This is a genomic window from Pseudomonas sp. Z3-8 (assembly GCF_051131975.1).
Classification (GTDB): Bacteria; Pseudomonadota; Gammaproteobacteria; order Pseudomonadales; family Pseudomonadaceae; genus Aquipseudomonas.
Window position 1 is genome coordinate 1,536,987 of sequence record NZ_CP071643.1, and the last position, 23,747, is coordinate 1,560,733.

Sequence of the window (23,747 nt, forward strand, 5' to 3'; positions counted from 1 at the left end):
GGCTGAGCGTGCATGCAACGGCCATCCAGCGTCCCACGACGGCGAAGCGCATCTGCGTTGACGCCCTTGGAGTTATCGCACCATGACCACTCCCTCGTTTCGCACCGACAACCTCTCATCACGGCATGAGCAAGGCAAGTTTCGCAATCATGCCTTCACTCCGCGCGAAGGATTCGGTACGACCCTGCGCGTCATCTGGAACATGATTTTTCACAAGCCGCGAACCACACGGCCCGCAGGGACCATCGAGGTCAAGCCCCTGACCCGGGACTCTCTGCTGGCCGCACCGAACCACAGCGTCTTCCGCCTTGGCCATTCCACGGTGCTGCTCAAGCTGAGAGACAAGTTCTGGCTGACCGATCCGGTGTTCGCCGAGCGTGCCTCACCCGTGCAGTGGGCCGGTCCGAAGCGTTTTCACCAGCCGCCCATCAGCTTGGAAGAATTGCCGCCGATCGAAGCGGTGATCCTGTCCCACGATCATTACGACCACCTCGATCATCATGCCATCCTCAAGCTGGCGGCCAAGACTCGCCACTTCCTGGCGCCTCTTGGCGTGGGCGACACCCTGATCAAATGGGGCGTCGATGCCAGCAAGGTGCGTCAGCTGGATTGGTGGCAAGGCACCGAGGTGGCCGGTATCGAGTTCATCGCTACGCCATCCCAGCACTTTTCCGGGCGCGGCCTGTTCGACAGCAACAGCACCTTATGGTCGTCCTGGGTCATGATCGACGGCGCCACGCGGATCTTCTTCAGTGGCGACACCGGTTACTTCGACGGTTTCAAACGCATCGGCGAGCAATACGGCCCCTTTGACCTGACGCTGATGGAAACCGGCGCCTATAACGTCGACTGGCCCCACGTCCACATGCAGCCGGAGCAGACCCTGCAAGCACATATCGACCTGAAGGGCCGCTGGCTGCTGCCGATCCACAACGGCACGTTCGACCTGGCGATGCACGCTTGGTATGAGCCTTTCGACCGCATCCTGGCCCTGGCCTGGGAGCGCAACGTCAGCATCACCACGCCACAAATGGGCGAGGCCTTCAACCTGGCGCAACCGCAACGGGGTCGCGCCTGGTGGCTGGACGTGGAGCCCTCGGTTTATCAGAACCAGACCGGCGTGGCTTGATAGCGGGCCGCTACTCGATCATGGCGTAGTCCGCCCGCTCCATCGGGTTGGGCGTCGCGCCCTTGATATTCATGCCACGCCCCGGAGTGAAGCCGGGGAAAAACACCAGGCCTTCGGCCTCGAATCGAAACGCCAGGGCCAGGCGGGTGACATCGAGCAACTCGCCGCCCGCCTCGAAACGTCGGATGGCCTGGACCGAGACCCCGGATTCACGGGACAGCTCCTCGACACTCCACCCCAGCATGGCTCGGGCCTGTGCGCTGTGGGCAGGGGTGAATTGATAGACGGCGATGCGTTCCAGGGTGGTTTTGATTGCGAGAGAGGCCATGGGGGTACTCCAAAGCTGTGGATTCAAAAATACTGTGTTTTTGTACAGTTGTTTTGATCCCGCTTCAATCTCATTTTCTTGATCAATGACCAACGGTCGTTTCCGGCCAGGTGCTCGTTGCGTGACCTAGTACCCGACGAAACTCTTTGAGATTGCTGGTTGCATATGGTCTGCTGAGGGATCAGGAATTGGCGGTTCTGGGCGAGGAGTTACGTGAAAGGATTTCTGAAGCTGATCGCCACCCTTCGAGATTGAATGGGCCGAAGACGCCTAGTATTTCCAGCATTTTCCGAGAGCCCAAATGTTGATCTTCAACTGCACCGAAGCGGCGAGCAACTTTTTCAGCCGTATGAGCAAAGGCAAGAAAATCACCCGATGGAAAAACCACCATCGCCTGTTATCGAGGACGATGAGCTGGGTGAATTTGCCGAACAATGGCTCGTTCATGCGATCACTGTGCAACGAAAACACGTGTTGTTCGTCATCCACGTACGAACCCGCTACTGCATGATTTTCGCCGATGCTAAAAAGGCTGACATCGAAGGTTTTGTTCAGCGATTTTCCGAACGATGGATAGATGGCCTGATGCGTCAGGCGGGGCTGCACGATCTTCTTGACTGGGTTGACGACGAATTGATGATGGAGCGTTTCCAGGAGAGCTGTCGCGAATACGTTTTTTACAGGCGCGGTCATCGCGGTGCGCAAAAGCACATCAACGAGATTTCCTGGACGTTCGAGGACTGCGCCGCTGAATGGGGCACGTTACCCTCTAATGAGGTCTCTGCAGGCCGCTTCGATGGCAGCATGAACGACGTCCCCAGAGGCAGTAAGGAATACAAGGGCTATCAGTACCCGGATGAAGAGATGATTGTTCACTGGTTACGACGTTATGGCGGCCTGGATGAATCAGCGGCCCAGGCAGCACATGAGCGGCACATTGGAGTGAAACAGGAGATCTGGGCGTACGAACGCGAACTTACCCGGGATACGCAATGAAACTGAAGGCCGGAAATTTGCTGCCCGAATCAAGGCCCTGGATTTTTTAAAGTGACTCAGTCAGTCCGGGCGCCTCCCGAATAATGAAGTGATCCAGGTTCTCGATATTGGCACTGAACACTCTGAACGTCTGCTCGGGGTTCTTCTTGCTCGGCACTTGCTGCAACTCCGGCGTCACGCCATAAAAGAAACAATACAACGGCGCGTCACTGTCGATGGCGTGCTTGATCTCTGCCAGGAACGCCTTGCGCTTGCGGTAGTTATCGATCAGCTTCTTGCTCAGGTAGACGTTGACTGAATAAGGCTTTTTCTTCGCCTCGTCCGGCTGCTTGAACCAGACCTTCGCTTCGAAATCAATGCGAAAGCTTTGCGTGTAATCCTTGATCTGCTTGATCTTGCCCCAGTAGATCAGTCCCTTGTTATCCAGCAGAAAGTCGATCTTCTTGAAAAAGGAACTGTAAGGCGCGGTGTGCTCGCCAATCTTCAGCGGCATGCGCTTGAGCAGATCCTTGTTGTCGAAATTCGAGACGAAACACTCCACCGGGTGGGCGAAGACGCTGGTCTTGTCGGGCGTCGAGTCCTGAACGGAATGGGCGTTGTCACCGTGGGACGATGGAAGGTTCGACGTGGGCCGAGTCGCAACAACATCCTTCGGCTGATCCGGCGGCTTGCGAATGTACTCACGCCGAGTCAGCAACAGCTCCGACGGAAAATGCTCTTCACGGCCGTCATCCGTTTCTGCCTCGCCACTCCCCACCTCCAACCCCGGCGTCTTCGGACTGACATACGGGCAACCCTCGATATGCCGGGTAGTTGGCTGATTCTTGAAATGTGGCGTGCGGATGTAATTGACGTTCTTGGCGTTGAACGTCGTCAGCCGATTCTCCTCATCAAACGCCGCCCGACACACATCGTTGGGGCACTGGAAGCGCTCCTTGGCCGAGTCGAACGCCATGGTCTCGTCGAAATTAAGATCCCGAACGTCATAGATCGAAAGCTTGGCATCGAGGCTGAGGCAGTAGGCAGTGTTGAATTTCATCGAGGCTCGGGTCCGTGAGAGGAGGTGTATTAATACCGAAGGACGCGGCGGGCTGCACCCAAAGTTTCAACTCACCACAAAGCTTCTGTGGGAGCGAGCTTGCTCGCGATTCCCCAAACCGACCCCGCCATCAATCCCGCCACCCACCTGCGCCCTGATACCAACCCGTGGCGAGGGAGCTTGCTCCCGCTGGACTGCGAAGCCGCCCTCGTTCCGCAGCTCCAGGCCTAGCTAATCGGCATCACAATACCGATTTCTCCCTCCATTCTGCCAATAATCGGAATTATATTGCTGGTACAAGGGCTTTGGGTGAGAATAACCGGCATCATAGTTCCGGTTGATATGAAAATGTCAGAACATCTCACCATTCAGACTTACGTTGAAGGCCATTGGCGCGACGCTGTGATCTTCAGCGTGTCGAACGTTCAGAAGGTTGAGGAGTCGCGATGCAGCCTATCCTACGACCAAGATTACTTGGTTCACTTCATTCATAAGCTAGATACCGCGTTTGAACACGCCCTCAGCGTAAACCTTCCGCTGAGCTGGAACGCTGTCGATGGTAAAGGCTATCCCCCATTCGTCTACGACATCATACCGGCTGGAGCTGCTCGGAAATCGTTGCAGAAGAGATTCGGTGGGGAAAAGCCAGACGGCATGGACATGAGTTTTTTCCTCCTGAGTCGCTGCACACCTTCTCCCATTGGGCACTTGAGGGTGAAGGAGTCTTTCGAGCATATCGACCAGACTCGCAAAGAGGCCTTTGCGCGCAAAGAGGTGGTAGACAGAACGAGTGACTTTCTCGAATACGCCTACGAATCTGGCGCTGCATTGGGCGGTGCTACGGGCGCCCAGGGGGAAGCTCCAAAGTTGATCATGGTTGAGGATGGGGATGGCGCGCTTTATGCCGATGCGATGCTTTCTGACGAACTTGCGCGTCGCCATTGGTTGGTGAAGTTTGCTCGCAACCAAGCCACTGAGCGCGACAAGATCATCCTGCGGGCCGAGTACCACTACTACAAAGCGATCTCCCAACTCGGTTTGAATACGATATCTACAAATGAACTGTTGCTTGAGGAGGCCGAAAAGCCAAGCCTGTGGATGCCGCGCTTTGATCGACGAGTCGCCAACGGCATGGTGGAGAGGGTTCCGGTCGAGTCGATTTATTCAGTGTGTCAGAACACCGAGCCTGGTTCGAGAATGAATCATGAGGATGTGCTCAGTCGTCTGATCCATCTGTGGCGCACGAATGGGCAGGAAGGTGAGCTTGAAGAGCTGGTATTTGAATACCTTCGCCGTGACCTGCTGAACCGCATCCTGGGGAATTCGGATAATCATGGGCGCAACACGGCCATCTTCAGATATCGGGACAAATTCGAACTGGCGCCGATCTATGACCTTGCACCAATGGTGCTCGATCCGGAAGGTGTCACTCGGGTAACCAAATGGAAGGCCGAGCATATGGGAAGTCCTGACTGGAAAGCGGTCTGCAGTGACTTTCAGGACTTGGTCAGCTCTGACGTGCTTTTCGAGCGCCTGCTTGGAGCCGCCGAGACATTTAGAGCTTTACCGGATCTGCTGGTTGATCTTCCAGAGGAAGTGAGGCGGGCTCAGTCTATTCCGCTGAACAATTTGGATAAGCGCCTGGCTGAATGGGGGCTGCGATGAAAGAGAACATCAACGAACGGCGCAGGGAGCTCATTGACGACATTGTCATGCGACATGTGACGGGGATCGAAACCCTGGGAACCGCTATCCGCCGGCTACGGCTTGAGGTGACCGGCCTGGATCAGGAAACCTTTGCTCTCATGTGCAACATGTCGACCAAGGCCCTGTACCAGATCGAGAAGGACAAGGGTAATCCAACCCTTAGCACCATCGAAGCCATCTTGAGGAAATTCGGGCTGCGCCTGGGGCTGACGAAGTCTGCCACGACCCTTTACACGCCGCCGACCAAGCCGCAAAAAGCGACTCCCCAAATGCCCATTCGCGGTGTTAATCCTAAACGCAAAATCGCAGCACAGCTCGGTACGAAGGCCAAGGATGGCAACAAGGGCGCGGCCGGTTAGGTGGAGGAATGTTCCGAAGCGCCAGCTTGAACCTATCGAGCGCTCAAGCTTGGGTCAGTTGAATCCGTGGAGACGGTGTATGAGTGAACAGGTGCAAGTAACCTTGCACGAAGCAAAGTCCCAGCTCTTACAACTGGGTGCACGTGCATGGCAGGGCGACAAGGTGGTGATCACCAAGGCCGGTAAGCCTTATCTGGATCTGCTGCCCCATGTCGCTACACCGCAGGCGCGCAAGCCTGGTCGGTTGAAGGGGAAGATTCGGATGTCGGCGGATTTCGAACGCATCCCCGAGGACATCATTGATAGTTTTGAGGGCCGGCTCTGAGTGCAGACGAATCTTCCTGATTTGAGATTTCAGTAGGCACCTCAGCCATGCAGGCCTCGTCAAACTCTCGCATAGTGGCCTTGTCGATAGCGCCGATTTTCAGCAGCGCTTCGGCCGAGCTGTGAATCGACTCGAAGGCCTCACTTTTAATTTTTTTTGTCATTACATATCCCCATGTGTTCTTTTTTGTCCAACAGGAATTGGGCGTTTCCCGAAACCACTATTAAACACCGCCATAGTCGTGGGAACCCGCCCGCGATCTTCAAAACAACGCAGTAACCAAGCGCTACACCAACCTATGACCTGACACCTGTGGCGAGGGAGCTTGCTCCCGCTGGGCTGCGAAGCGGCCCCAGTTCCATACCCAAGCAAAAAACCGCCGCCCGAACACGGACGACGGCTTCTGCTTGAACGCTCAAAACCCTCGCATAATCCGAGAGGCTTTCCGCCACCAGGATTCATGCTGGCTAAACGGATCATCCACCAACACCGCCGCATATCCCGCAAGCGAATCCATGGCTCATCCTGCCAGTGCAGCATGCAGAGCGACATCTTCGGCCAATCCAGCACGCTCAACATCGGCCGCTCCACCTTATGCGAATACCGCTCATCCCGCAGGGTTGGCACTACCTGATGCGTGATCCACTCACGCAGCAACCGATATTCAGGACAATAGTGATAAACCAGCAAGGCATAGACGCCCGACTCGCTCAGCATCAGTCGCTCTTCGGTCAAGCCATGGACGTGCATGAGCATCATCCTGCGCTGGTCAGGATCAAGCTTGCGTGTCATGCGTTCATCGAGGTGCTTGCCCATCAAACGACCCAAATCGGATGCGCTGAACCAGGCCTGGTTTTCAACTAGAAGGGCATGAAGATTGAGACTATGACGGGTGAAAACCGCCGGAGTGTAAGCATCAGGCATGATGGGTCTCCGAGGTGCACGGAGAACAAAGCTGCGTTTTTGTGGGCATGACGACCTCTACGTTAGAAGGTTAGCGGCGCGAGCCCGACGTAGAGGATGTAAGAAATCCCAACTAGCTTCTTCTCCACACAGAATTGCAAATGTCCTTAGACAGTACGCGGTTCTATGCTTGGCGATTAGCTACTACGTTGGGCGTTTCTTAGGCACCTGCGACTAAGATAGGTAACGAGGCGATACGGCGTCAATACGGAACGATTCTGAGTTTTGCGTAGGGCAAAGACAGCGTTACAGTCTCAGAGCTAAACGCAGTTTTCGCTCCCCTAGAAAACTAAAAACCCCGTTTTCACGGGGTTTTTAATTAAATGCTGATGGTGCAACGAGGACTAGAAATCAATCCCAGCTCAAAGCCCCACCCGTCTGATACTCAATCACCCGAGTCTCAAAGAAATTCTTCTCTTTCTTCAAGTCCATGATCTCGCTCATCCAAGGGAACGGGTTCGTCGTGCCTGGATACTCTTCCTTCAGACCAATCTGCGACAGGCGACGGTTGGCGATGAACTTGAGGTAGTCCTCCATCATCGCCGCGTTCATGCCCAACACGCCGCGAGGCATGGTGTCGCGGGCGTATTCGATTTCCAGTTGGGTCCCTTGCAGGATCATCTGGGTTGCTTCTTCCTTCATTTCGGCGTCCCACAGGTGTGGGTTTTCGATCTTGATCTGGTTGATCACGTCGATGCCGAAGTTCAGGTGCATGGATTCGTCGCGCAGGATGTACTGGAACTGCTCGGCGACGCCGGTCATTTTGTTGCGGCGGCCCATGGAGAGGATCTGGGTGAAGCCGCAGTAGAAGAAGATGCCTTCCAGGACGCAGTAGTAGGCGATCAGGTTGCGCAGCAACTCTTTGTCGGTTTCCGGGGTGCCGGTTTCGAACTTCGGATCGGAGATCGAGCGGGTGTATTTCAGGCCCCAGGCGGCTTTTTTCGCGACCGATGGGATCTCGTGGTACATGTTGAAGATTTCACCTTCATCCATGGCCAGCGATTCGATGCAGTACTGGTAGGCGTGGGTGTGGATCGCCTCTTCGAAGGCCTGGCGCAGGATGTACTGGCGGCACTCCGGGTTGGTGATCAGGCGGTACACGGCCAGGACCAGGTTGTTGGCAACCAGGGAGTCGGCGGTGGAGAAGAAGCCCAGGTTGCGCATGACGATGCGGCGTTCGTCGTCGGTCAGGCCTTCCGGGTTTTTCCAGAGCGCGATGTCGGCGGTCATGTTGACTTCTTGCGGCATCCAGTGGTTTGCGCAGCCGTCCAGGTACTTCTGCCAGGCCCAGTCGTATTTGAAAGGCACGAGCTGGTTGAGGTCGGCGCGGCAGTTGATCATGCGCTTTTCATCGACGGCGACACGGGCGGAGGCGCCTTCGAGTTCGGCGAGGCCTTCGGCGACGTCGAGTTTGTCGAGGGCGGCCTTGGCGCGAATGATCGCGGCCGAGTCGCTGGCCGTCACGGCGCGGGCTTCGAGCGCGGCGGCACCGCCGGCGCTGTCGAGGCGGTCCATGTTGGCTTCAGAAGCGTGGCCGGCGTTGGCGCCTTTTACCGCGACTTCGCCGTCGTCTTCTTTGTCGAATTCGTCCCAGCTCAGCATGACGTGTCGTCTCCTGCGTGAGGGCCAGATGCCCGTTGAAAGGCCTACTGGCCGCGGTGGATCTTGGAAAGTCGTTTGTTGCAGCAGCTGACGCAGGCAATAAACAGAAAAATGTACGGGTTGTACTGAAGCGGCTTGCACGCATCGGCATGATCGGCCGTTACGCAGGCTTCAGGTTGGCTTTGATCCCTGTAAGGGGATATTGCAGGCCCGTTTAAGGCGGCATTATAAGGACTTTTTTGCCTACGTGGTGCGGCGAAATAGCTCACAGAAGAGGTCGCGGGGGGGCATACCCGCATGGGAGCGAGGGTTTACAAGGCTTTGGCCGTTGAAGATTTTTTTTGCATGGATCGGATGGCGGGTTTTTTTGATCAGAAAGTGATCGATTTTTGCCGTTTTGCACTACATGTTGTGTTTGCTGGCGGTTTTTGGTGGCTCCAGACACAACCAGGCCCGATCGAAATCGGGCCATGGAAACTGCCAGTTGTGATCAGCCGTTGGAGCAGCCGGTGCCCATGACGCTGTAGCGCATGATGTGGCGCTGGCCCTTGGAATCTTCATATTCCATTTTTGCCGGGACCACTTCGCAAACGTTCGGGATGGTGCTCATGGAAATGACTTTGGCGATGTCCAGGTGGGTGGAGTAGGTGTACTCCTCGATCGCCGGTTTCTGCTGTGCGACATCGGTCGGGGCCTCATCCGCCATGGCGGTGGCGCAAAGGCTGCCAAGGACCAGAACCCATAAAGCTTTCATCTGTATTTCACCTTTCTTGAGGTCGAGTGGGGTCACGCAGCCTTTTTGGGGCTGCGTGTGGAGCAAGTGTTGGAAGTTGGATCAACGGCCTTCGTGGGGGCTGTGTTGCGTCAATCGGGTTTGCCGGTTGGCGGGGTTGATTTTAGGAGGCGAGGGGAGGGGTAAACAGACTTGGTTTTGATAAACACTGTTGGTTGATCTGGTAATAATCGGCTGATTACCCGTTGGATTGATGTTCGTTCACAGGACGCCTTCGCGAGCAGGCTCGCTCCCACATGAAGATATCTTCAGGTGGATTTGCAGGTTAGTACCGACATTTTGTAGGGACTTGTTACTACCATCGTCGAATGGTTCTATAGGCCCGCCCCAAGCTACAACGGAACCATACAAAAACAACTATTGTCACCGAGGTAAGAAAGATGAGTGCGGCTTCTGTGTATCCCGTTCGTCCCGAGGTTGCGGCCAGTACGCTGACTGACGAGGCGACCTATAAGGCCATGTACCAGCAGTCGGTCGTCAACCCCGATGGCTTCTGGCGCGAGCAGGCCAAGCGCCTCGACTGGATCAAGCCTTTCACCACGGTGAAACAGACCTCGTTCGACGATCACCATGTCGACATCAAGTGGTTTGCCGATGGCACCTTGAACGTTTCCTACAACTGCCTCGACCGTCATCTGGAAGAGCGCGGGGATCAGGTTGCGATCATCTGGGAGGGCGACGACCCGTCCGAGAGCCGCAACATCACTTATCGCCAACTACATGAAGAAGTCTGCAAGTTTGCCAACGCCCTGCGCGGCCAGGACGTGCACCGCGGCGACGTGGTGACCATCTACATGCCGATGATTCCCGAGGCCGTGGTCGCCATGCTGGCCTGCACCCGGATCGGTGCAATCCACTCGGTGGTGTTCGGCGGCTTCTCGCCGGAAGCCCTGGCTGGCCGCATCATCGACTGCAAATCCAAAGTGGTGATCACCGCCGACGAAGGCATCCGTGCCGGCAAGAAGATCCCGCTCAAGGCCAACGTCGATGACGCGCTGACCAACCCGGAAACCAGCAGCATCCAGAAAGTCATCGTGTGCAAGCGCACGTCGGGCAACATCAAGTGGAACCAGCATCGTGACATCTGGTACGAAGACCTGATGAAAGTGGCTGGCACCGTTTGCGCGCCGAAGGAGATGGGCGCCGAGGAAGCGCTGTTCATCCTCTACACCTCCGGTTCCACCGGCAAGCCCAAGGGCGTGCAGCACACGACCGCCGGTTACTTGCTGTACGCGGCGCTGACCCATGAACGTGTATTCGACTACAAGCCCGGTGACATCTACTGGTGCACCGCCGACGTGGGCTGGGTTACCGGCCACAGCTACATCGTCTACGGCCCATTGGCCAATGGCGCGACCACGCTGCTGTTCGAAGGCGTGCCGAACTACCCGGACGTCACCCGAGTGGCCAAGGTGATCGACAAGCACAAGGTCAATATTCTCTACACCGCGCCGACCGCGATCCGCGCAATGATGGCCTCGGGCACTGCCGCCGTCGAAGGCGCCGATGGCAGCAGCCTGCGCCTGCTGGGTTCGGTGGGCGAGCCGATCAACCCGGAAGCCTGGGACTGGTACTACAAGAACGTCGGCAAGGAGCGTTGCCCGATCGTCGACACCTGGTGGCAGACCGAGACCGGTGGCGTGCTGATCAGCCCGCTGCCAGGCGCCACGGCGTTGAAGCCGGGTTCGGCCACGCGTCCGTTCTTTGGCGTCGTGCCGGCGCTGGTGGACAACCTCGGCAACCTGATCGAAGGCGCCGCCGAAGGCAACCTGGTGATCCTCGATTCGTGGCCGGGCCAGGCTCGTACGCTGTACGGCGACCATGACCGTTTTGTCGACACTTACTTCAAGACCTTCAGCGGGATGTACTTCACCGGTGACGGCGCTCGTCGCGACGAGGACGGCTACTACTGGATCACCGGTCGGGTGGACGACGTGCTCAACGTTTCCGGCCACCGCATGGGCACCGCCGAGATCGAGAGCGCCATGGTTGCTCACCCGAAAGTCGCCGAGGCGGCGGTGGTGGGTGTGCCACACGACATCAAGGGGCAGGGCATCTACGTCTACGTCACCTTGAATGCCGGCGAAGAAACCAGCGAAGCCCTGCGCCTGGAGTTGAAGAACTGGGTGCGCAAGGAGATCGGCCCGATTGCTTCGCCGGACGTGATCCAGTGGGCGCCGGGGCTGCCGAAAACCCGTTCGGGCAAGATCATGCGCCGCATCCTGCGCAAGATCGCCACGGCGGAATACGACGGCTTGGGTGATATCTCCACTCTGGCCGATCCGGGTGTGGTGGCGCACCTGATTGAGACGCACAAGACTATGAACGTGGCCTGACGGTAGCGTGTAGCACCGAAAGCCCCGCCCGGTATTTGCCGGGCGGGTTTTTTTTATGAACGCGCTGGGAGGGCTTGAAGTGTGGTGCCTTTGTGGCGAGGGAGCTTGCTCCCGCTCGGCTGCGCAGCAGTCGTAAACCGGCCAATGCGGTATGACTGAACGACCCCGGTGCCTGGCTTTTGGGGCTGCTGCGCAGCCCAGCGGGAGCAAGCTCCCTCGCCACAGGGTGGGTGTGTGGCTGGTGGGGTGTTCGAATAAATATCGGCGTTTAAAGTAAGAGGTGTCTGAACGTTACCGACGTTTCGAAATGTGTAACCAAAGGCGCCATAACGGGGCGATGTGAAACGCGAAGCCCCGTCATAGGGCGGTTCCAGGCGTATATGAAAACAAGCCGACACGCTGTGCTTGCCGGATTAGAAGGGTTTGCGAATAATGGGCCCGCTATTTGCAGCGTGGATCGGTTCCCTATCTTTTGCTCTCGCATGAATTTGCGGAGCTGTCAATGTGCTCGAACAGCTTTCTCGGTGCTTCTGTAATTAGTTGTCGCATTGAAGAAATATCGGCTTCGGGCCTGTCGTTAGAATGCCGATCACTCGCTCGTCGTGGCTCGCGTTGAATAAATCGTGAGCTTCCTAGGACGCAAGTTCGTTTCACCCATTCGCATATTGGGCTGTTGCTCACTCTGCCGTTTTCGCCCTTTACCGATGGAGTCCCAAGATGAAGAAACTTGTGCTGCTTGGCGCCCTGGCACTGTCCGTGCTGTCCCTGCCGACTTTCGCCGATGAGAAACCCCTGAAGATCGGTATCGAAGCGGCCTACCCTCCGTTCGCCTCGAAAGCCCCGGATGGCAGCATCGTCGGTTTCGACTACGACATCGGCAATGCGCTGTGCGAAGAGATGAAGGTCAAGTGCGTGTGGGTCGAGCAAGAGTTCGACGGCCTGATCCCGGCGCTGAAGGTACGCAAGATCGATGCGATCCTGTCGTCCATGTCGATCACTGAAGATCGCAAGAAGTCCGTCGACTTCACCAACAAGTACTACAACACCCCGGCCCGTCTGGTGATGAAGGCCGGTACCCAGGTGAGCGACGGCCTGGCCGAGCTCAAGGGCAAGAACATCGGCGTACAGCGTGGTTCGATCCACGAGCGTTTCGCCCGTGAAGTCTTGGCCCCGCTGGGTGCCGAGATCAAGCCGTACGGTTCGCAGAACGAAATCTACCTGGATGTTTCCGCCGGTCGTCTCGATGGCACCGTGGCCGACGCCACGCTGCTGGATGACGGCTTCCTGAAGACTGACGCGGGCAAGGGCTTTGCCTTCGTCGGCCCGGCCTTCACCGACGAGAAATACTTCGGCGACGGCATCGGTATCGCGGTTCGCAAGGGCGATGCGCTGAAAGACAAGATCAACAGCGCGATCACAGCCATTCGCGAGAACGGCAAGTACAAGCAAATCCAGGACAAATACTTCGCCTTCGATATCTACGGCAAGTAACTACGTCCCGCCACTGCGGCGAAATGGCGCAAGCAACAGGATCTCTGCGGTTTGCGCCATTTTTTCATCCCACTTTCGAGGACCTGAATCATGTTGAAAGGCTACGGGGCTGTCATCCTCGATGGCGCATGGTTGACGCTTCAGCTCGCCTTGTCGTCCATGGTCCTGGCCATCGTCCTGGGGCTGATCGGTGTCGCGTTGCGCCTCTCGCCGGTGCGTTGGCTGGCGTGGCTGGGCGACCTGTATTCCACGGTCATCCGCGGCATTCCCGACCTGGTGCTGATCCTGCTGATTTTCTACGGCGGCCAGGACTTGCTCAACCGCGTCGCGCCGATGCTCGGCTATGACGACTACATCGACCTGAACCCGCTGGCGGCCGGTATCGGCACCCTGGGTTTCATCTTCGGTGCGTACCTGTCCGAGACCTTTCGCGGCGCGTTCATGGCGATCCCCAAGGGGCAGGCCGAGGCGGGCATGGCGTATGGCATGAACGGGTTCCAGGTGTTTTTCCGGGTGATGGTGCCGCAGATGATCCGCCTGGCGATCCCGGGCTTCACCAACAACTGGCTGGTACTGACCAAGGCCACCGCGCTGATTTCGGTCGTGGGCCTGCAAGACATGATGTTCAAGGCCAAGCAGGCGGCGGATGCCACCCGCGAGCCTTTCACCTTCTTCCTCGCGGTGGCGGCGATGTACCTGGTGATCACCAGTGTCTCGTTGCTGGCATTGCGTCACCTTGAGAAGCGCTACTCGGTAGGCGTAAGGGCGGCTGATCTATGATCTTCGACTACAACGTCATCTATGAAGCCTTGCCGCTGTACTTCAGTGGCCTGCTGACCACCTTGAAGCTGCTGGCGCTGTCGCTGTTCTTCGGCCTGTTGGCGGCGTTGCCCCTGGGGCTGATGCGTGTGTCCAAGCAGCCGATCGTCAACATGACGGCCTGGCTCTACACCTACGTGATCCGCGGCACGCCGATGCTGGTGCAGCTGTTTCTGATCTACTACGGGCTGGCGCAGTTCCAGGTGGTGCGCGAGAGCTTCCTCTGGCCATGGCTGTCCAGCGCGACGTTCTGTGCGTGCCTGGCGTTCGCCATCAACACCAGCGCCTACACCGCCGAAATCATCGCCGGCAGCCTGCGGGCCACGCCCAATGGCGAGATCGAGGCGGCCAAGGCGATGGGCATGTCGCGCTACAAGCTGTACCGCCGGATCCTGCTGCCGTCGGCGTTGCGCCGGGCACTGCCGCAATACAGCAACGAAGTGATCATGATGCTGCAGACCACCAGCCTGGCGTCAATCGTCACCCTGATCGACATCACGGGTGCGGCGCGCACGGTGAATGCTCAGTATTACTTGCCGTTCGAGGCCTACATCACGGCCGGCGTTTTCTACCTGTGCCTGACCTTCATCCTGGTGCGCCTGTTCAAACTGGCCGAGCGCCGCTGGCTGGGTTACCTGGCCCCGCGCAAGCACTGATAACGCATCGATCCGATCGACTGCTCAACGACTGACGTTTTGTGAGAACCGACCGCATGTACAAGCTTGAAGTCCAAGACCTGCATAAACGCTATGGCAGTCATGAAGTGCTCAAGGGCGTGTCCCTGAAAGCCGCCGCCGGTGATGTGATCAGCATCATCGGTTCCAGTGGCTCCGGCAAGAGCACCTTCCTGCGTTGCATCAACCTGCTTGAGCAACCCCATGCCGGCAAGATTTTGCTCAACAACGAAGAGCTGAAGCTGGTAGCAGGCAAGGACGGCGCCATGAAGGCTTCGGATCCCAAGCAGCTGCAACGCATGCGTTCGCGGTTGTCGATGGTGTTCCAGCATTTCAACCTGTGGTCGCACATGACCGCACTGGAAAACATCATCGAAGCGCCGGTGCATGTGCTGGGCGTGGCCAAGGCCGAAGCACGGGAGAAGGCCGAGCATTACCTGAACAAGGTCGGCGTGGCCCACCGCAAGGATGCCTACCCGGGCCACATGTCCGGCGGCGAACAGCAGCGCGTGGCGATTGCCCGGGCGCTGGCGATGGAGCCTGAAGTGATGCTGTTCGACGAGCCGACCTCGGCGCTGGACCCGGAGCTGGTCGGCGACGTGCTCAAGGTGATGCAGGCCCTGGCCCTGGAAGGCCGGACCATGGTGGTGGTGACTCACGAGATGGGCTTCGCCCGCGAGGTGTCGAACCAATTGGTGTTCCTGCACAAAGGCATCGTCGAAGAAAGCGGCAACCCGCGCGAAGTGCTGGTCAATCCGCAATCGGAGCGCTTGCAACAATTCCTGTCGGGCAGCCTGAAGTAATCGCTCCCGTACGCACCTGATTTGGGTCATGCTGCGCACCGCGCGCCAGATGGTCTAATTTGGTTGCAGCCGCTTTTGGCTTTAACACTGTTTTCGCTTCGGATCGCTCGCCATGACTGCCCATCGAATAGGTTTCCTGATTTGGCCCAGCACTAAAGCGTTGACGCTGGCGCTGGCCGAGGAGGCCTTGCGTGTTGCGCAGCGAGTGCATCCGGACGTGGTCTACGAGCTGTCGTTTTTGCACGCCGAGCCGCCGGCCGAGGGTGCCTGGCAGCTGCCGGGCGAACCCTGGGCCGGCAAGCTCGAAGGCCTGCAGAAACTGTTCCTGCTGGCTGACGAGCCGCCGACGTCGCTGGCCTCGCCGCTGAGCAGCGCGCTCAAGCAACTGGTGCGCGCCGGATGCGTCATTGGCGGCTTGTCCGCCGGTGTCTATCCGCTGGCGCAGTTGGGTTTGCTTGATGGTTACCGGGCCGCCGTGCACTGGCGCTGGCAGGACGATTTCTCCGAGCGTTTTCCCAAGGTTATCGCCACCAGCCATTTGTTCGACTGGGACCGCGATCGCCTGAGCGCCTGCGGCGGCATGTCGGTGCTCGACCTGTTGCTGGCGGTGCTGGCGCGCGATCACGGCGCCGAGCTGGCCGGCGCGGTCTCGGAGGAACTGGTGGTCGAGCGCATTCGCGAAGGCGGCGAGCGCCAGCGCATCCCGTTGCAGAACCGCCTCGGCTCCAGTCATCCGAAGCTCACCCAGGCGGTGTTGCTGATGGAGGCCAACATCGAAGAGCCGCTGACCACCGACGAAATCGCCCAGCATGTGTGCGTGTCCCGTCGGCAGCTGGAGCGAATCTTCAAGCAATACCTCAACCGTGTGCCCAGTCAGTACTACCTGGAGCTGCGCCTGAACAAGGCCCGGCAGATGCTGATGCAGACCAGTAAATCGATCATCCAGATCGGCCTGTCCTGCGGTTTCTCCTCCGGGCCGCATTTCTCCAGCGCCTACCGCAACTTCTTCGGCGCCACGCCGCGGGAAGATCGCAACCAGCGGCGCAGCAGCAGCCCGTTCGAATTGTCGTCGGTGCCGTCCGAACGGGGTTAGGGCAGATAAGGCTCCTGTGGTAAGGCAACTACCTGTGGCGAGGGAGCTTGCTCCCGCTGGGCCGCGAAGCGGACCCAAACGGTAACCCCGGTGTGTCAGATTGATTGGGGGCCTTTCTGGGGGACGCTGCGCGCCCCAGCGGGAGCAAGCTCCCTCGCCACAGATAACGCCTCTCAAACGACAGTTGTGGCTGGGCAGGGAAATGTAGATGCCGCTGCCTCAAACCCGGCGGCAACGTTTAAACTGCGCCTTTGCGATGCTATTTGTCGCATTGGCGTAAACCCGCGAAAATCGTGGGTTGGCGCTATAAGAAGTTGTCGCTTGGCGGCAAGGCCGGGCCGAAAACTGTCCTTACAATCCTCACCAAGCTCGCCAGTTCCAGGCGGGTGTTCCTCTTCAGGAGACTCCGATGTCCGTTGAGCAAGCCGCGGTCCAACGCGCCGATTTCGACCAGGTAATGGTTCCCAACTATGCACCTGCTGCCTTTATCCCTGTGCGTGGTGCCGGTTCCCGCGTGTGGGACCAGTCCGGTCGCGAGCTGATCGATTTTGCTGGCGGTATCGCAGTCAACGTACTGGGCCATGCCCACCCGGCCCTGGTCGGAGCCCTGACCGAGCAGGCCAACAAGCTGTGGCATGTGTCGAACGTATTCACCAACGAGCCGGCCTTGCGCCTGGCCCACAAGCTGGTCGACGCAACCTTTGCCGAGCGCGCGTTCTTCTGCAACTCCGGCGCCGAAGCCAACGAGGCCGCGTTCAAGCTGGCCCGTCGCGTCGGCTTTGATCGGTTTGGCAGCGAGAAATACGAGATCATCGCTGCGCTCAACAGCTTCCACGGGCGCACCCTGTTCACCGTCAACGTTGGCGGGCAGTCGAAGTACTCCGACGGTTTCGGTCCTAAAATCACCGGCATCACCCACGTTCCTTATAACGACCTTGCAGCTTTGCAAGCAGCAGTCTCGGACAAGACCTGCGCCGTGGTGCTGGAGCCGATCCAGGGCGAGGGCGGCGTGCTGCCGGGCGATCTGGCTTACCTGCAAGGCGCCCGCGAGCTGTGCGATGCGCACAACGCGCTGTTGGTATTCGACGAAGTGCAGACCGGCATGGGCCGCAGTGGCGAATTGTTCGCCTACATGCACTACGGCGTGGTCCCGGACATCCTCACCAGCGCCAAGAGCCTGGGCGGCGGTTTCCCGATCGCGGCGATGCTCACCACCGAAGCGCTGGCCAAGCACCTGGTGGTCGGCACCCACGGCACCACCTATGGCGGTAACCCGCTGGCCTGCGCGGTGGCCGAAGCGGTGATCGACGTGGTCAACACGCCTGAAGTGCTCGGCGGCGTCAAAGCCAAGCATCTGAAATTCAAGGCGCGCCTGGAGCAGATCGGCGAGAAGTACGGCCTGTTTACCCAAGTGCGTGGTCTTGGCCTGTTGATCGGCTGCGTGCTGAACGACGCCTGGAAAGGCAAGGCCAAGGACATTTTCAACGCCGCCGAGCAGGAAGGCCTGATGATTCTGCAAGCCGGCCCGGACGTGATTCGTTTCGCCCCGAGCCTGGTGGTGGAAGACGCCGACATCGACGCCGGCCTGGACCGCTTCGAGCGGGCTGCGGCGAAGCTGACGCAAGCCTGAGGCCGAGCCTGACCCCTGTGGGAGCGAGCTTGCTCGCGATGGCGTCGGATGAGCCAACATCAATGTTGACTGACACACCGCTATCGCGAGCAAGCTCGCTCCCACAGGGTGCTTGTTGCGGCTGAAAAATCGAAGACCCCCGCGGATGTAACGCGTCAGGGTGTTCGTTTAGTTTTTCTCTGTGTATCGACCCGATGGTCGAACCGTTTATTTCAAGTTAAGGAGTGACACCATGCTGGTGATGCGCCCCGCGCAAATGGCTGACCTGGGCGAGGTACAGCGGCTGGCTGCGGACAGTCCGATCGGTGTCACTTCCTTGCCGGACGACGTGGAACGCCTGAGCGACAAGATCGCTGCAAGCGAAGCCTCCTTCGCCGCCGAAGTCAGTTTCAACGGCGAGGAAAGCTATTTCTTCGTCCTCGAAGACACCACCACCGGCAAGCTGGTGGGCTGTTCGGCCATCGTCGCGTCGGCGGGCTATTCCGAGCCGTTCTACAGCTTTCGCAACGAGACGTTCGTCCATGCCTCCCGCGAGCTGAAGATCCACAACAAGATTCACGTCCTGTCCCAGTGCCACGACCTGACCGGCAACAGCCTGTTGACCAGTTTCTACGTGGTCCCGGAACTGGTCGGCTCGCCCTGGGCGGAGCTCAACTCCCGCGGACGCCTGCTGTTCGTGGCCAGCCACCCGGAGCGCTTCGCCGATTCGGTGGTGACCGAGATCGTCGGCTACAGCGACGAGAATGGCGATTCACCGTTCTGGGACGCCATCGGTCGCAACTTCTTCGACCTCAATTACGCCGCCGCCGAGCGCCTGTGCGGGCTGAAAAGCCGGACCTTCCTCGCCGAGCTGATGCCGCATTACCCGATCTACGTGCCGCTGTTGCCGGACGCCGCCCAGGAAGCCATGGGCCAGGTCCACCCGCGTGCACAGATCACCTTCGATATCCTGATGCGCGAAGGTTTCGAGACCGATCACTACATTGACATCTTCGACGGCGGTCCGACCTTGCATGCGCGTGTCTCGGGGATCCGCTCGATCGCCCAGAGCCGCGTGGTGCCGGTCAAGATCGGTGAAACGGTCAAGGGCGTGGGCCGCCAGTACCTGGTGGCCAATGCCCAACTGCAGGATTACCGCGCCGTGCTGCTCGAACTCGATTACGCGCCGGGCAAGCCCGTGACACTGGATATGGAAGCGGCCGAAGCCCTGGGCGTCGGCGAGGGTGCCAGCGTGCGCCTGGTAGCCGTATAACGCTTTACAGACGAGTTTTTCGCGGGTGGCTTGAGCGGCCCGTTTGAGGAGATAGCATGATCGTTCGTCCCGTACGCAGCAGCGATTTACCCGCGCTGATCGCCCTGGCCCGCAGCACCGGCACCGGCCTGACCACCTTGCCGGCCAACGAAGAGCGCCTGGCGCATCGGGTCGGCTGGGCCGAGAAGACCTTTCGCGGCGAAGCCGGGCGTGGTGACGCGGACTATCTGTTCGTGCTCGAAGACGACGATGGTCGCGTGGTGGGCATTTCCGCCATTGCCGGTGCCGTGGGGCTGCGCGAGCCTTGGTACAACTTCCGCGTCGGCCTGACGGTCAGCGCTTCCCAGGAGTTGAACATCTACCGGGAAATCCCGACGCTGTTCCTGGCCAACGACCTGACCGGCAACTCCGAGCTGTGCTCGCTGTTCCTGCACGCCGACTACCGCAACGGCCTGAACGGTCGCATGCTGGCCAAGGCGCGGCTGCTGTTTATCGCCGAATTCTCCCAGCTGTTCGGCAACAAGATCATCGCCGAGATGCGCGGCATGTCCGACGAAAACGGCCGTTCGCCGTTCTGGGAAAGCCTCGGCCGGCACTTCTTCAAGATGGAATTCAGCCAGGCCGATTACCTGACCGGCGTGGGCAACAAGGCTTTCATCGCCGAATTGATGCCCAAGTTCCCGCTGTACACCTGCTTCCTGTCCGAGGATGCCCGGGCCGTGATCGGCCAGGTTCACCCTGACACCGAACCGGCGCTGTCGATGCTCAAGAGTGAAGGCTTCAGTTATCAGGGCTATGTCGACATCTTCGACGCCGGTCCCGCCGTCGAATGCGAAACCAGCAAGATCCGCGCGATTCGCGACAGCCAGGCGCTGGTACTCGCCATCGGCACGCCGGGCGATGACGCCACGCCGTTCCTCATCCATAACCGCAAGTGCCAGGACTGCCGCATCACCGCGGCGCCTGCGCGCTTCGCCGCGGGCACCCTGGTGGTCGATCCGCTGACCGCCAAACGTCTTCAACTCAACGCCGGCGACCAGGTGCGTGCCGTGGCGTTGTCCGCCGCTCGGGAGTCGAAATAATGAAATCGCTGTACATCGCGGGAAGCTGGCTGGAAGGCCAGGGCGACGTCTTTGAGTCGTTGAACCCGGTCACCCAGCAAGTGTTGTGGACGGGCAAGGGCGCCACGGCGGCGCAGGTCGAGTCGGCCGTGCAGGCGGCGCGCCAGGCGTTCCCGGAGTGGGCGCGGCGCTCGCTGGATGAACGCATCCAGGTGCTCGAAGCCTTCGCCGGCACCTTGAAGACGCAGGCTGACGAATTGGCCCGTTGCATCGGTGAGGAAACCGGCAAGCCGCTGTGGGAAGCCGCCACCGAAGTCACCAGCATGATCAACAAGGTGGCGATTTCGGTACAGAGCTACCGCGAGCGCACCGGCGAAAAGAGCGGCCCCCTGGGCGACGCCACCGCCGTGCTGCGGCACAAGCCCCACGGTGTGGTGGCGGTATTCGGCCCTTACAACTTCCCCGGTCATCTGCCCAACGGGCACATCGTGCCGGCGCTGCTGGCGGGTAACTGCGTGTTGTTCAAACCGAGCGAGCTGACCCCGAAAGTCGCCGAGCTGACGGTCCAGTGCTGGGTCGAGGCCGGACTGCCGGCGGGCGTGCTGAACCTGCTGCAAGGTGCGCGGGAAACCGGTATCGCCCTGGCGGCGGATCCGGGCATCGACGGGCTGTTCTTCACGGGTTCCAGTCGCACCGGCAACCTGTTGCATCAGCAATTCTCCGGTCGTCCGGACAAGATCCTCGCGCTGGAAATGGGCGGCAACAACCCGCTGGTGGTGGATGAAGTGGCCGACGTCGATGCGGCGGTCTACACGATCATCCAGTCGGCGTTCATTTCCGCCGGCCAGCGTTGCACCTGCGCGCGCCGCCTGTTGGTGCCGGAGGGTGCCTGGGGCGATGCCTTGCTGGCGCGCCTGGTGCAGGTCAGCTCGACTATCGAAGTCGGCGCCTTTGACCAGCAACCGGCGCCGTTCATGGGCTCGGTGGTTTCCTTAGGCGCGGCGAAGGCGCTGATGGATGCGCAAAATCATTTGCTGGGCAAGGGCGCCGTGCCACTGCTCGCCATGACCCAGCCGCAGCCCCAGGCCGCGTTGCTGACCCCGGGTATCCTCGACGTCACCGCCGTGACCGAGCGCCCCGACGAAGAGTTGTTCGGGCCACTGCTGCAGGTGATCCGCTACAAGGATTTCGCCGCCGCGATCAGCGAAGCCAACAATACCCAATATGGCCTGGCCGCCGGTTTGCTCTCGGACTCGCAAGAACGTTACGACCAGTTCTGGCTGCAAAGCCGCGCCGGCATCGTCAACTGGAACAAACAACTGACCGGCGCCGCCAGCAGCGCGCCGTTCGGCGGCATCGGCGCCTCGGGCAATCACCGCGCCAGTGCTTATTACGCGGCGGATTACTGCGCGTACCCGGTTGCGTCGCTGGAGACACCGAGCCTGGTCATGCCAGCTGCCCTCACTCCCGGCGTGACAATGGTGTGAGCCCCAATCGCGAGCAAGCTCGCTCCCACAAGGACAGTGCAAGACCCTGTGGGAGCGAGCTTGCTCCGGGCGGCGATCCGACGATCGGCGCGCCGCGGTCGTTACTTGATGCCTATAAAAAACAGATTCTCGTGGAGCCTCGCTGATGAAATCCTATGAAGTCAACTTTGACGGTCTAGTGGGGCCGACCCATAACTACGGCGGGCTCTCGTACGGCAACGTCGCGTCCCAGAGCAATAGCCAGCAATCCTCCAACCCCAAGGAGGCGGCGCTGCAAGGCCTGGCGAAAATGAAGGCGCTGATGGACATGGGGTTCCAGCAGGGCATGCTGGCGCCGCAGGAGCGTCCGGACGTGGCGGCCTTGCGTCGGCTGGGCTTTGCCGGCAGCGATGCGCAGGTCATCCAGCGCGCCGCGAAAGAAGCGATGCCGCTGCTGGTCGCCAGTTGCTCGGCCTCGAGCATGTGGGTGGCGAACGCCGCTACCGTCAGCCCGAGCGCCGACACCGCTGACGGCCGGGTGCATTTCACCGCCGCCAACCTCAATTGCAAGTACCACCGCAGCATCGAGCACCCGACCACCAGCCGTGTGTTGGGCGCGATGTTCGCCGACCAGCAGCACTTCGCCCATCACGCCGCGTTGCCCGCGGTGGCGCAGTTCGGCGATGAAGGCGCGGCCAACCACACGCGATTCTGCCGTGCCTATGGCGAGGCCGGCGTCGAGTTTTTTGTCTTCGGCCGCAGCGCCTTCGACAGCCGCTACCCGTCGCCACAGAAATACCCGGCGCGCCAGACCCTCGAAGCGTCCCGCGCCGTTGCCCGCCTGCACGGCCTGAGCGAGGAGGGCGTGGTGTACGCCCAACAGAACCCGGCGGTGATCGACCAGGGCGTCTTCCACAACGACGTGATCGCGGTCGGTAACGGCGAAGTATTGTTCTATCACGAGGACGCGTTCCTCGACACGGACCGGATGCTGGCCGAGCTGGGCGATAAAATCGCCAAGGTCGGTGGGAAATTTCAGCCAGTGTGCGTACCGCGTTCGGCGGTCACCGTGGATGATGCGGTACGTTCCTACCTGTTCAATAGCCAGTTGCTGTCCCGTGCCGACGGCTCGATGCTGTTGATCGTCCCGGAAGAATGCCGTGGCAACGAACGCGTCTGGAACTACCTGCAAGGCCTGACGGGGTCTGGCGGGGTGATTCGCGAAGTGAAGGTCTTCGATCTCAAGCAAAGCATGCAGAACGGCGGCGGCCCCGCTTGCCTGAGGTTGCGCGTGGCGCTTAACGAAACCGAACTGGCGGCCGTCAACCCAGGGGTTATCATGACCGCGCCGCTGTATGAGTCGTTGACCCAATGGGTCGAGCGCCATTACCGCGACCGCATGACCGAAAACGACCTGGCGGACCCGCAATTGTTGCTTGAATGCCGGTCGGCACTGGATGAACTGACACAAATCCTTAAACTTGGCGCGGTTTATCCTTTCCAGATCAATTGAAAGCGCGCGCGTCCTGACTACAGTCAAAGCAGGGCGCGTTGCCTTATCCCCCGACGAGAATGTAAAGACATGAGCGATACCCTGCAGCTGATCCTAGAAGACACCGACGGCACGCAACTGGAAACCTCCTGCACCCGCGTTGCGGTGATGTGGCAGGGCAAGGAACTATGGATCCAGCAGGACGGTCGCGGCCAGCTGTTGATCGGCGTCGACGTCGAGGAAGGGGACGCGGAATACGCCAACCTCTTGCTGCGTCCATTGGCGACCAACCTGGTCAGCCTGCAACTGGAAATGGAACCGGCCGACATCGGCGATGACGACCACGTCCATGGCCCTGACTGCGGCCACGATCACTAAGGAAACCGCAC

At 59.5% G+C, this 23,747-nt stretch carries 20 protein-coding genes and 2 pseudogenes; 17 read left to right on the top strand and 5 right to left on the bottom strand.

From position 1 onward, the window contains the following. Window positions 1-82 precede the first annotated feature (82 nt). A complete protein-coding gene (locus tag J3P94_RS07235) occupies window positions 83-1,129 on the top strand; it encodes an MBL fold metallo-hydrolase (protein WP_434572332.1) in 1,047 nt (348 codons plus the stop codon). A 10-nt stretch (window positions 1,130-1,139) separates the two neighbouring features. Here the strand turns inward: J3P94_RS07235 and J3P94_RS07240 are convergent, their stop codons facing one another. Beyond that, window positions 1,140-1,457, bottom strand: a complete 318-nt coding sequence (locus J3P94_RS07240; protein WP_305499305.1) for a helix-turn-helix domain-containing protein — start codon at window positions 1,455-1,457, stop codon at window positions 1,140-1,142. 301 nt (window positions 1,458-1,758) lie between these two features. Between J3P94_RS07240 and J3P94_RS07245 the strand changes: the two are divergent. Continuing rightward, a pseudogene (locus J3P94_RS07245) lies at window positions 1,759-2,453 on the top strand (DUF6933 domain-containing protein). 46 nt (window positions 2,454-2,499) lie between these two features. On the opposite strand, the gene J3P94_RS07250 reads toward J3P94_RS07245, so the two are convergent. After that, window positions 2,500-3,492 carry a hypothetical protein gene (locus J3P94_RS07250; protein ID WP_434572333.1) on the bottom strand — a complete coding sequence of 331 codons (993 nt, stop codon included), beginning with the start codon at window positions 3,490-3,492 and terminating at the stop codon, window positions 2,500-2,502. 348 nt (window positions 3,493-3,840) lie between these two features. On the opposite strand from J3P94_RS07250, the gene J3P94_RS07255 reads away from it, so the two are divergent. The 3 genes from J3P94_RS07255 to J3P94_RS07265 all read left to right on the top strand — a co-directional run bounded on the left by J3P94_RS07255 (window position 3,841) and on the right by J3P94_RS07265 (window position 5,883). Beyond that, complete coding sequence (locus tag J3P94_RS07255; protein ID WP_434574118.1) at window positions 3,841-5,157, top strand: type II toxin-antitoxin system HipA family toxin; 1,317 nt, start codon at window positions 3,841-3,843, stop codon at window positions 5,155-5,157. Beyond that, on the top strand, window positions 5,154-5,558 hold the full coding sequence (locus J3P94_RS07260; protein WP_434572334.1) for a helix-turn-helix domain-containing protein: 405 nt from the start codon (window positions 5,154-5,156) through the stop codon (window positions 5,556-5,558). The genes J3P94_RS07255 and J3P94_RS07260 overlap by 4 nt, the downstream gene beginning before the upstream one ends. Before the next feature lie 79 nt (window positions 5,559-5,637). After that, complete coding sequence (locus J3P94_RS07265) at window positions 5,638-5,883, top strand: type II toxin-antitoxin system Phd/YefM family antitoxin (RefSeq protein WP_434572336.1); 246 nt, start codon at window positions 5,638-5,640, stop codon at window positions 5,881-5,883. A gap of 415 nt (window positions 5,884-6,298) precedes the next feature. Here the strand turns inward: J3P94_RS07265 and J3P94_RS07270 are convergent. The 3 genes and pseudogenes from J3P94_RS07270 to J3P94_RS07280 all read right to left on the bottom strand — a co-directional run bounded on the left by J3P94_RS07270 (window position 6,299) and on the right by J3P94_RS07280 (window position 9,202). Then, window positions 6,299-6,807: pseudogene (locus J3P94_RS07270) on the bottom strand (BRO-N domain-containing protein). Between the two features lie 390 nt (window positions 6,808-7,197). Continuing rightward, complete coding sequence (locus J3P94_RS07275; protein ID WP_305499322.1) at window positions 7,198-8,448, bottom strand: ribonucleotide-diphosphate reductase subunit beta; 1,251 nt, start codon at window positions 8,446-8,448, stop codon at window positions 7,198-7,200. A 490-nt stretch (window positions 8,449-8,938) separates the two neighbouring features. Then, window positions 8,939-9,202, bottom strand: a complete 264-nt coding sequence (locus tag J3P94_RS07280) for a DUF2790 domain-containing protein (RefSeq protein WP_305499325.1) — start codon at window positions 9,200-9,202, stop codon at window positions 8,939-8,941. 419 nt (window positions 9,203-9,621) lie between these two features. On the opposite strand from J3P94_RS07280, the gene acs reads away from it, so the two are divergent. The 12 genes from acs to J3P94_RS07340 all read left to right on the top strand — a co-directional run bounded on the left by acs (window position 9,622) and on the right by J3P94_RS07340 (window position 23,736). Then, entirely contained in the window at window positions 9,622-11,577 is a 1,956-nt protein-coding gene (acs, locus tag J3P94_RS07285; RefSeq protein ID WP_434572338.1) for an acetate--CoA ligase, read from the top strand. Between the two features lie 717 nt (window positions 11,578-12,294). After that, entirely contained in the window at window positions 12,295-13,068 is a 774-nt protein-coding gene (locus J3P94_RS07290; protein WP_305499327.1) for an ABC transporter substrate-binding protein, read from the top strand. Between the two features lie 90 nt (window positions 13,069-13,158). Next, window positions 13,159-13,848 (top strand): ABC transporter permease, encoded by a 690-nt coding sequence (locus tag J3P94_RS07295; RefSeq protein WP_434572340.1) that lies wholly within the window; start codon window positions 13,159-13,161, stop codon window positions 13,846-13,848. Further along, entirely contained in the window at window positions 13,845-14,543 is a 699-nt protein-coding gene (locus tag J3P94_RS07300; protein ID WP_434572342.1) for an ABC transporter permease, read from the top strand. Before J3P94_RS07295 ends, J3P94_RS07300 begins: the two co-directional genes overlap by 4 nt. 56 nt (window positions 14,544-14,599) lie before the next feature. Then, window positions 14,600-15,364, top strand: coding sequence for an ABC transporter ATP-binding protein (locus J3P94_RS07305; RefSeq protein ID WP_434572344.1), 765 nt, complete (start codon window positions 14,600-14,602; stop codon window positions 15,362-15,364). A 112-nt stretch (window positions 15,365-15,476) separates the two neighbouring features. Then, window positions 15,477-16,457 carry a GlxA family transcriptional regulator gene (locus J3P94_RS07310; protein WP_305499333.1) on the top strand — a complete coding sequence of 327 codons (981 nt, stop codon included), beginning with the start codon at window positions 15,477-15,479 and terminating at the stop codon, window positions 16,455-16,457. 409 nt (window positions 16,458-16,866) lie between these two features. Continuing rightward, window positions 16,867-18,087, top strand: a complete 1,221-nt coding sequence (locus J3P94_RS07315; protein WP_434572346.1) for an aspartate aminotransferase family protein — start codon at window positions 16,867-16,869, stop codon at window positions 18,085-18,087. Between the two features lie 232 nt (window positions 18,088-18,319). Then, complete coding sequence (gene aruF, locus J3P94_RS07320; RefSeq protein WP_434572348.1) at window positions 18,320-19,339, top strand: arginine/ornithine succinyltransferase subunit alpha; 1,020 nt, start codon at window positions 18,320-18,322, stop codon at window positions 19,337-19,339. A gap of 56 nt (window positions 19,340-19,395) precedes the next feature. Beyond that, the gene (gene astA, locus J3P94_RS07325) at window positions 19,396-20,421 is read left to right on the top strand and encodes an arginine N-succinyltransferase (protein WP_434572350.1); all 1,026 of its coding nucleotides are present in this window, start codon (window positions 19,396-19,398) and stop codon (window positions 20,419-20,421) included. Further along, window positions 20,418-21,887: a succinylglutamate-semialdehyde dehydrogenase gene (gene astD, locus J3P94_RS07330; RefSeq protein ID WP_434574120.1), complete on the top strand. Its 1,470-nt coding sequence runs from the start codon at window positions 20,418-20,420 to the stop codon at window positions 21,885-21,887. Before astA ends, astD begins: the two co-directional genes overlap by 4 nt. A 145-nt stretch (window positions 21,888-22,032) precedes the next feature. After that, a complete protein-coding gene (gene astB / locus J3P94_RS07335; protein WP_434572352.1) occupies window positions 22,033-23,379 on the top strand; it encodes an N-succinylarginine dihydrolase in 1,347 nt (448 codons plus the stop codon). 69 nt (window positions 23,380-23,448) lie between these two features. Beyond that, the gene (locus tag J3P94_RS07340) at window positions 23,449-23,736 is read left to right on the top strand and encodes a topoisomerase II (RefSeq protein ID WP_305499345.1); all 288 of its coding nucleotides are present in this window, start codon (window positions 23,449-23,451) and stop codon (window positions 23,734-23,736) included. Window positions 23,737-23,747 lie beyond the last annotated feature (11 nt).

Coding starts and splice junctions, on each gene's coding strand:
- aruF (WP_434572348.1), top strand. CDS start 18,320: ATGCTGGTGATGCGCCCCGCGCAAATGGCTGACCTGGGCGAGGTACAG.
- J3P94_RS07260 (WP_434572334.1), top strand. CDS start 5,154: ATGAAAGAGAACATCAACGAACGGCGCAGGGAGCTCATTGACGACATT.
- J3P94_RS07275 (WP_305499322.1), bottom strand. CDS start 8,448: ATGCTGAGCTGGGACGAATTCGACAAAGAAGACGACGGCGAAGTCGCG.
- astB (WP_434572352.1), top strand. CDS start 22,033: ATGAAATCCTATGAAGTCAACTTTGACGGTCTAGTGGGGCCGACCCAT.
- J3P94_RS07295 (WP_434572340.1), top strand. CDS start 13,159: ATGTTGAAAGGCTACGGGGCTGTCATCCTCGATGGCGCATGGTTGACG.
- J3P94_RS07265 (WP_434572336.1), top strand. CDS start 5,638: ATGAGTGAACAGGTGCAAGTAACCTTGCACGAAGCAAAGTCCCAGCTC.
- J3P94_RS07315 (WP_434572346.1), top strand. CDS start 16,867: ATGTCCGTTGAGCAAGCCGCGGTCCAACGCGCCGATTTCGACCAGGTA.
- J3P94_RS07300 (WP_434572342.1), top strand. CDS start 13,845: ATGATCTTCGACTACAACGTCATCTATGAAGCCTTGCCGCTGTACTTC.
- J3P94_RS07305 (WP_434572344.1), top strand. CDS start 14,600: ATGTACAAGCTTGAAGTCCAAGACCTGCATAAACGCTATGGCAGTCAT.
- J3P94_RS07255 (WP_434574118.1), top strand. CDS start 3,841: ATGTCAGAACATCTCACCATTCAGACTTACGTTGAAGGCCATTGGCGC.
- J3P94_RS07235 (WP_434572332.1), top strand. CDS start 83: ATGACCACTCCCTCGTTTCGCACCGACAACCTCTCATCACGGCATGAG.
- acs (WP_434572338.1), top strand. CDS start 9,622: ATGAGTGCGGCTTCTGTGTATCCCGTTCGTCCCGAGGTTGCGGCCAGT.
- J3P94_RS07310 (WP_305499333.1), top strand. CDS start 15,477: ATGACTGCCCATCGAATAGGTTTCCTGATTTGGCCCAGCACTAAAGCG.
- J3P94_RS07280 (WP_305499325.1), bottom strand. CDS start 9,202: ATGAAAGCTTTATGGGTTCTGGTCCTTGGCAGCCTTTGCGCCACCGCC.
- J3P94_RS07250 (WP_434572333.1), bottom strand. CDS start 3,492: ATGAAATTCAACACTGCCTACTGCCTCAGCCTCGATGCCAAGCTTTCG.
- astA (WP_434572350.1), top strand. CDS start 19,396: ATGATCGTTCGTCCCGTACGCAGCAGCGATTTACCCGCGCTGATCGCC.
- J3P94_RS07240 (WP_305499305.1), bottom strand. CDS start 1,457: ATGGCCTCTCTCGCAATCAAAACCACCCTGGAACGCATCGCCGTCTAT.
- J3P94_RS07290 (WP_305499327.1), top strand. CDS start 12,295: ATGAAGAAACTTGTGCTGCTTGGCGCCCTGGCACTGTCCGTGCTGTCC.
- J3P94_RS07340 (WP_305499345.1), top strand. CDS start 23,449: ATGAGCGATACCCTGCAGCTGATCCTAGAAGACACCGACGGCACGCAA.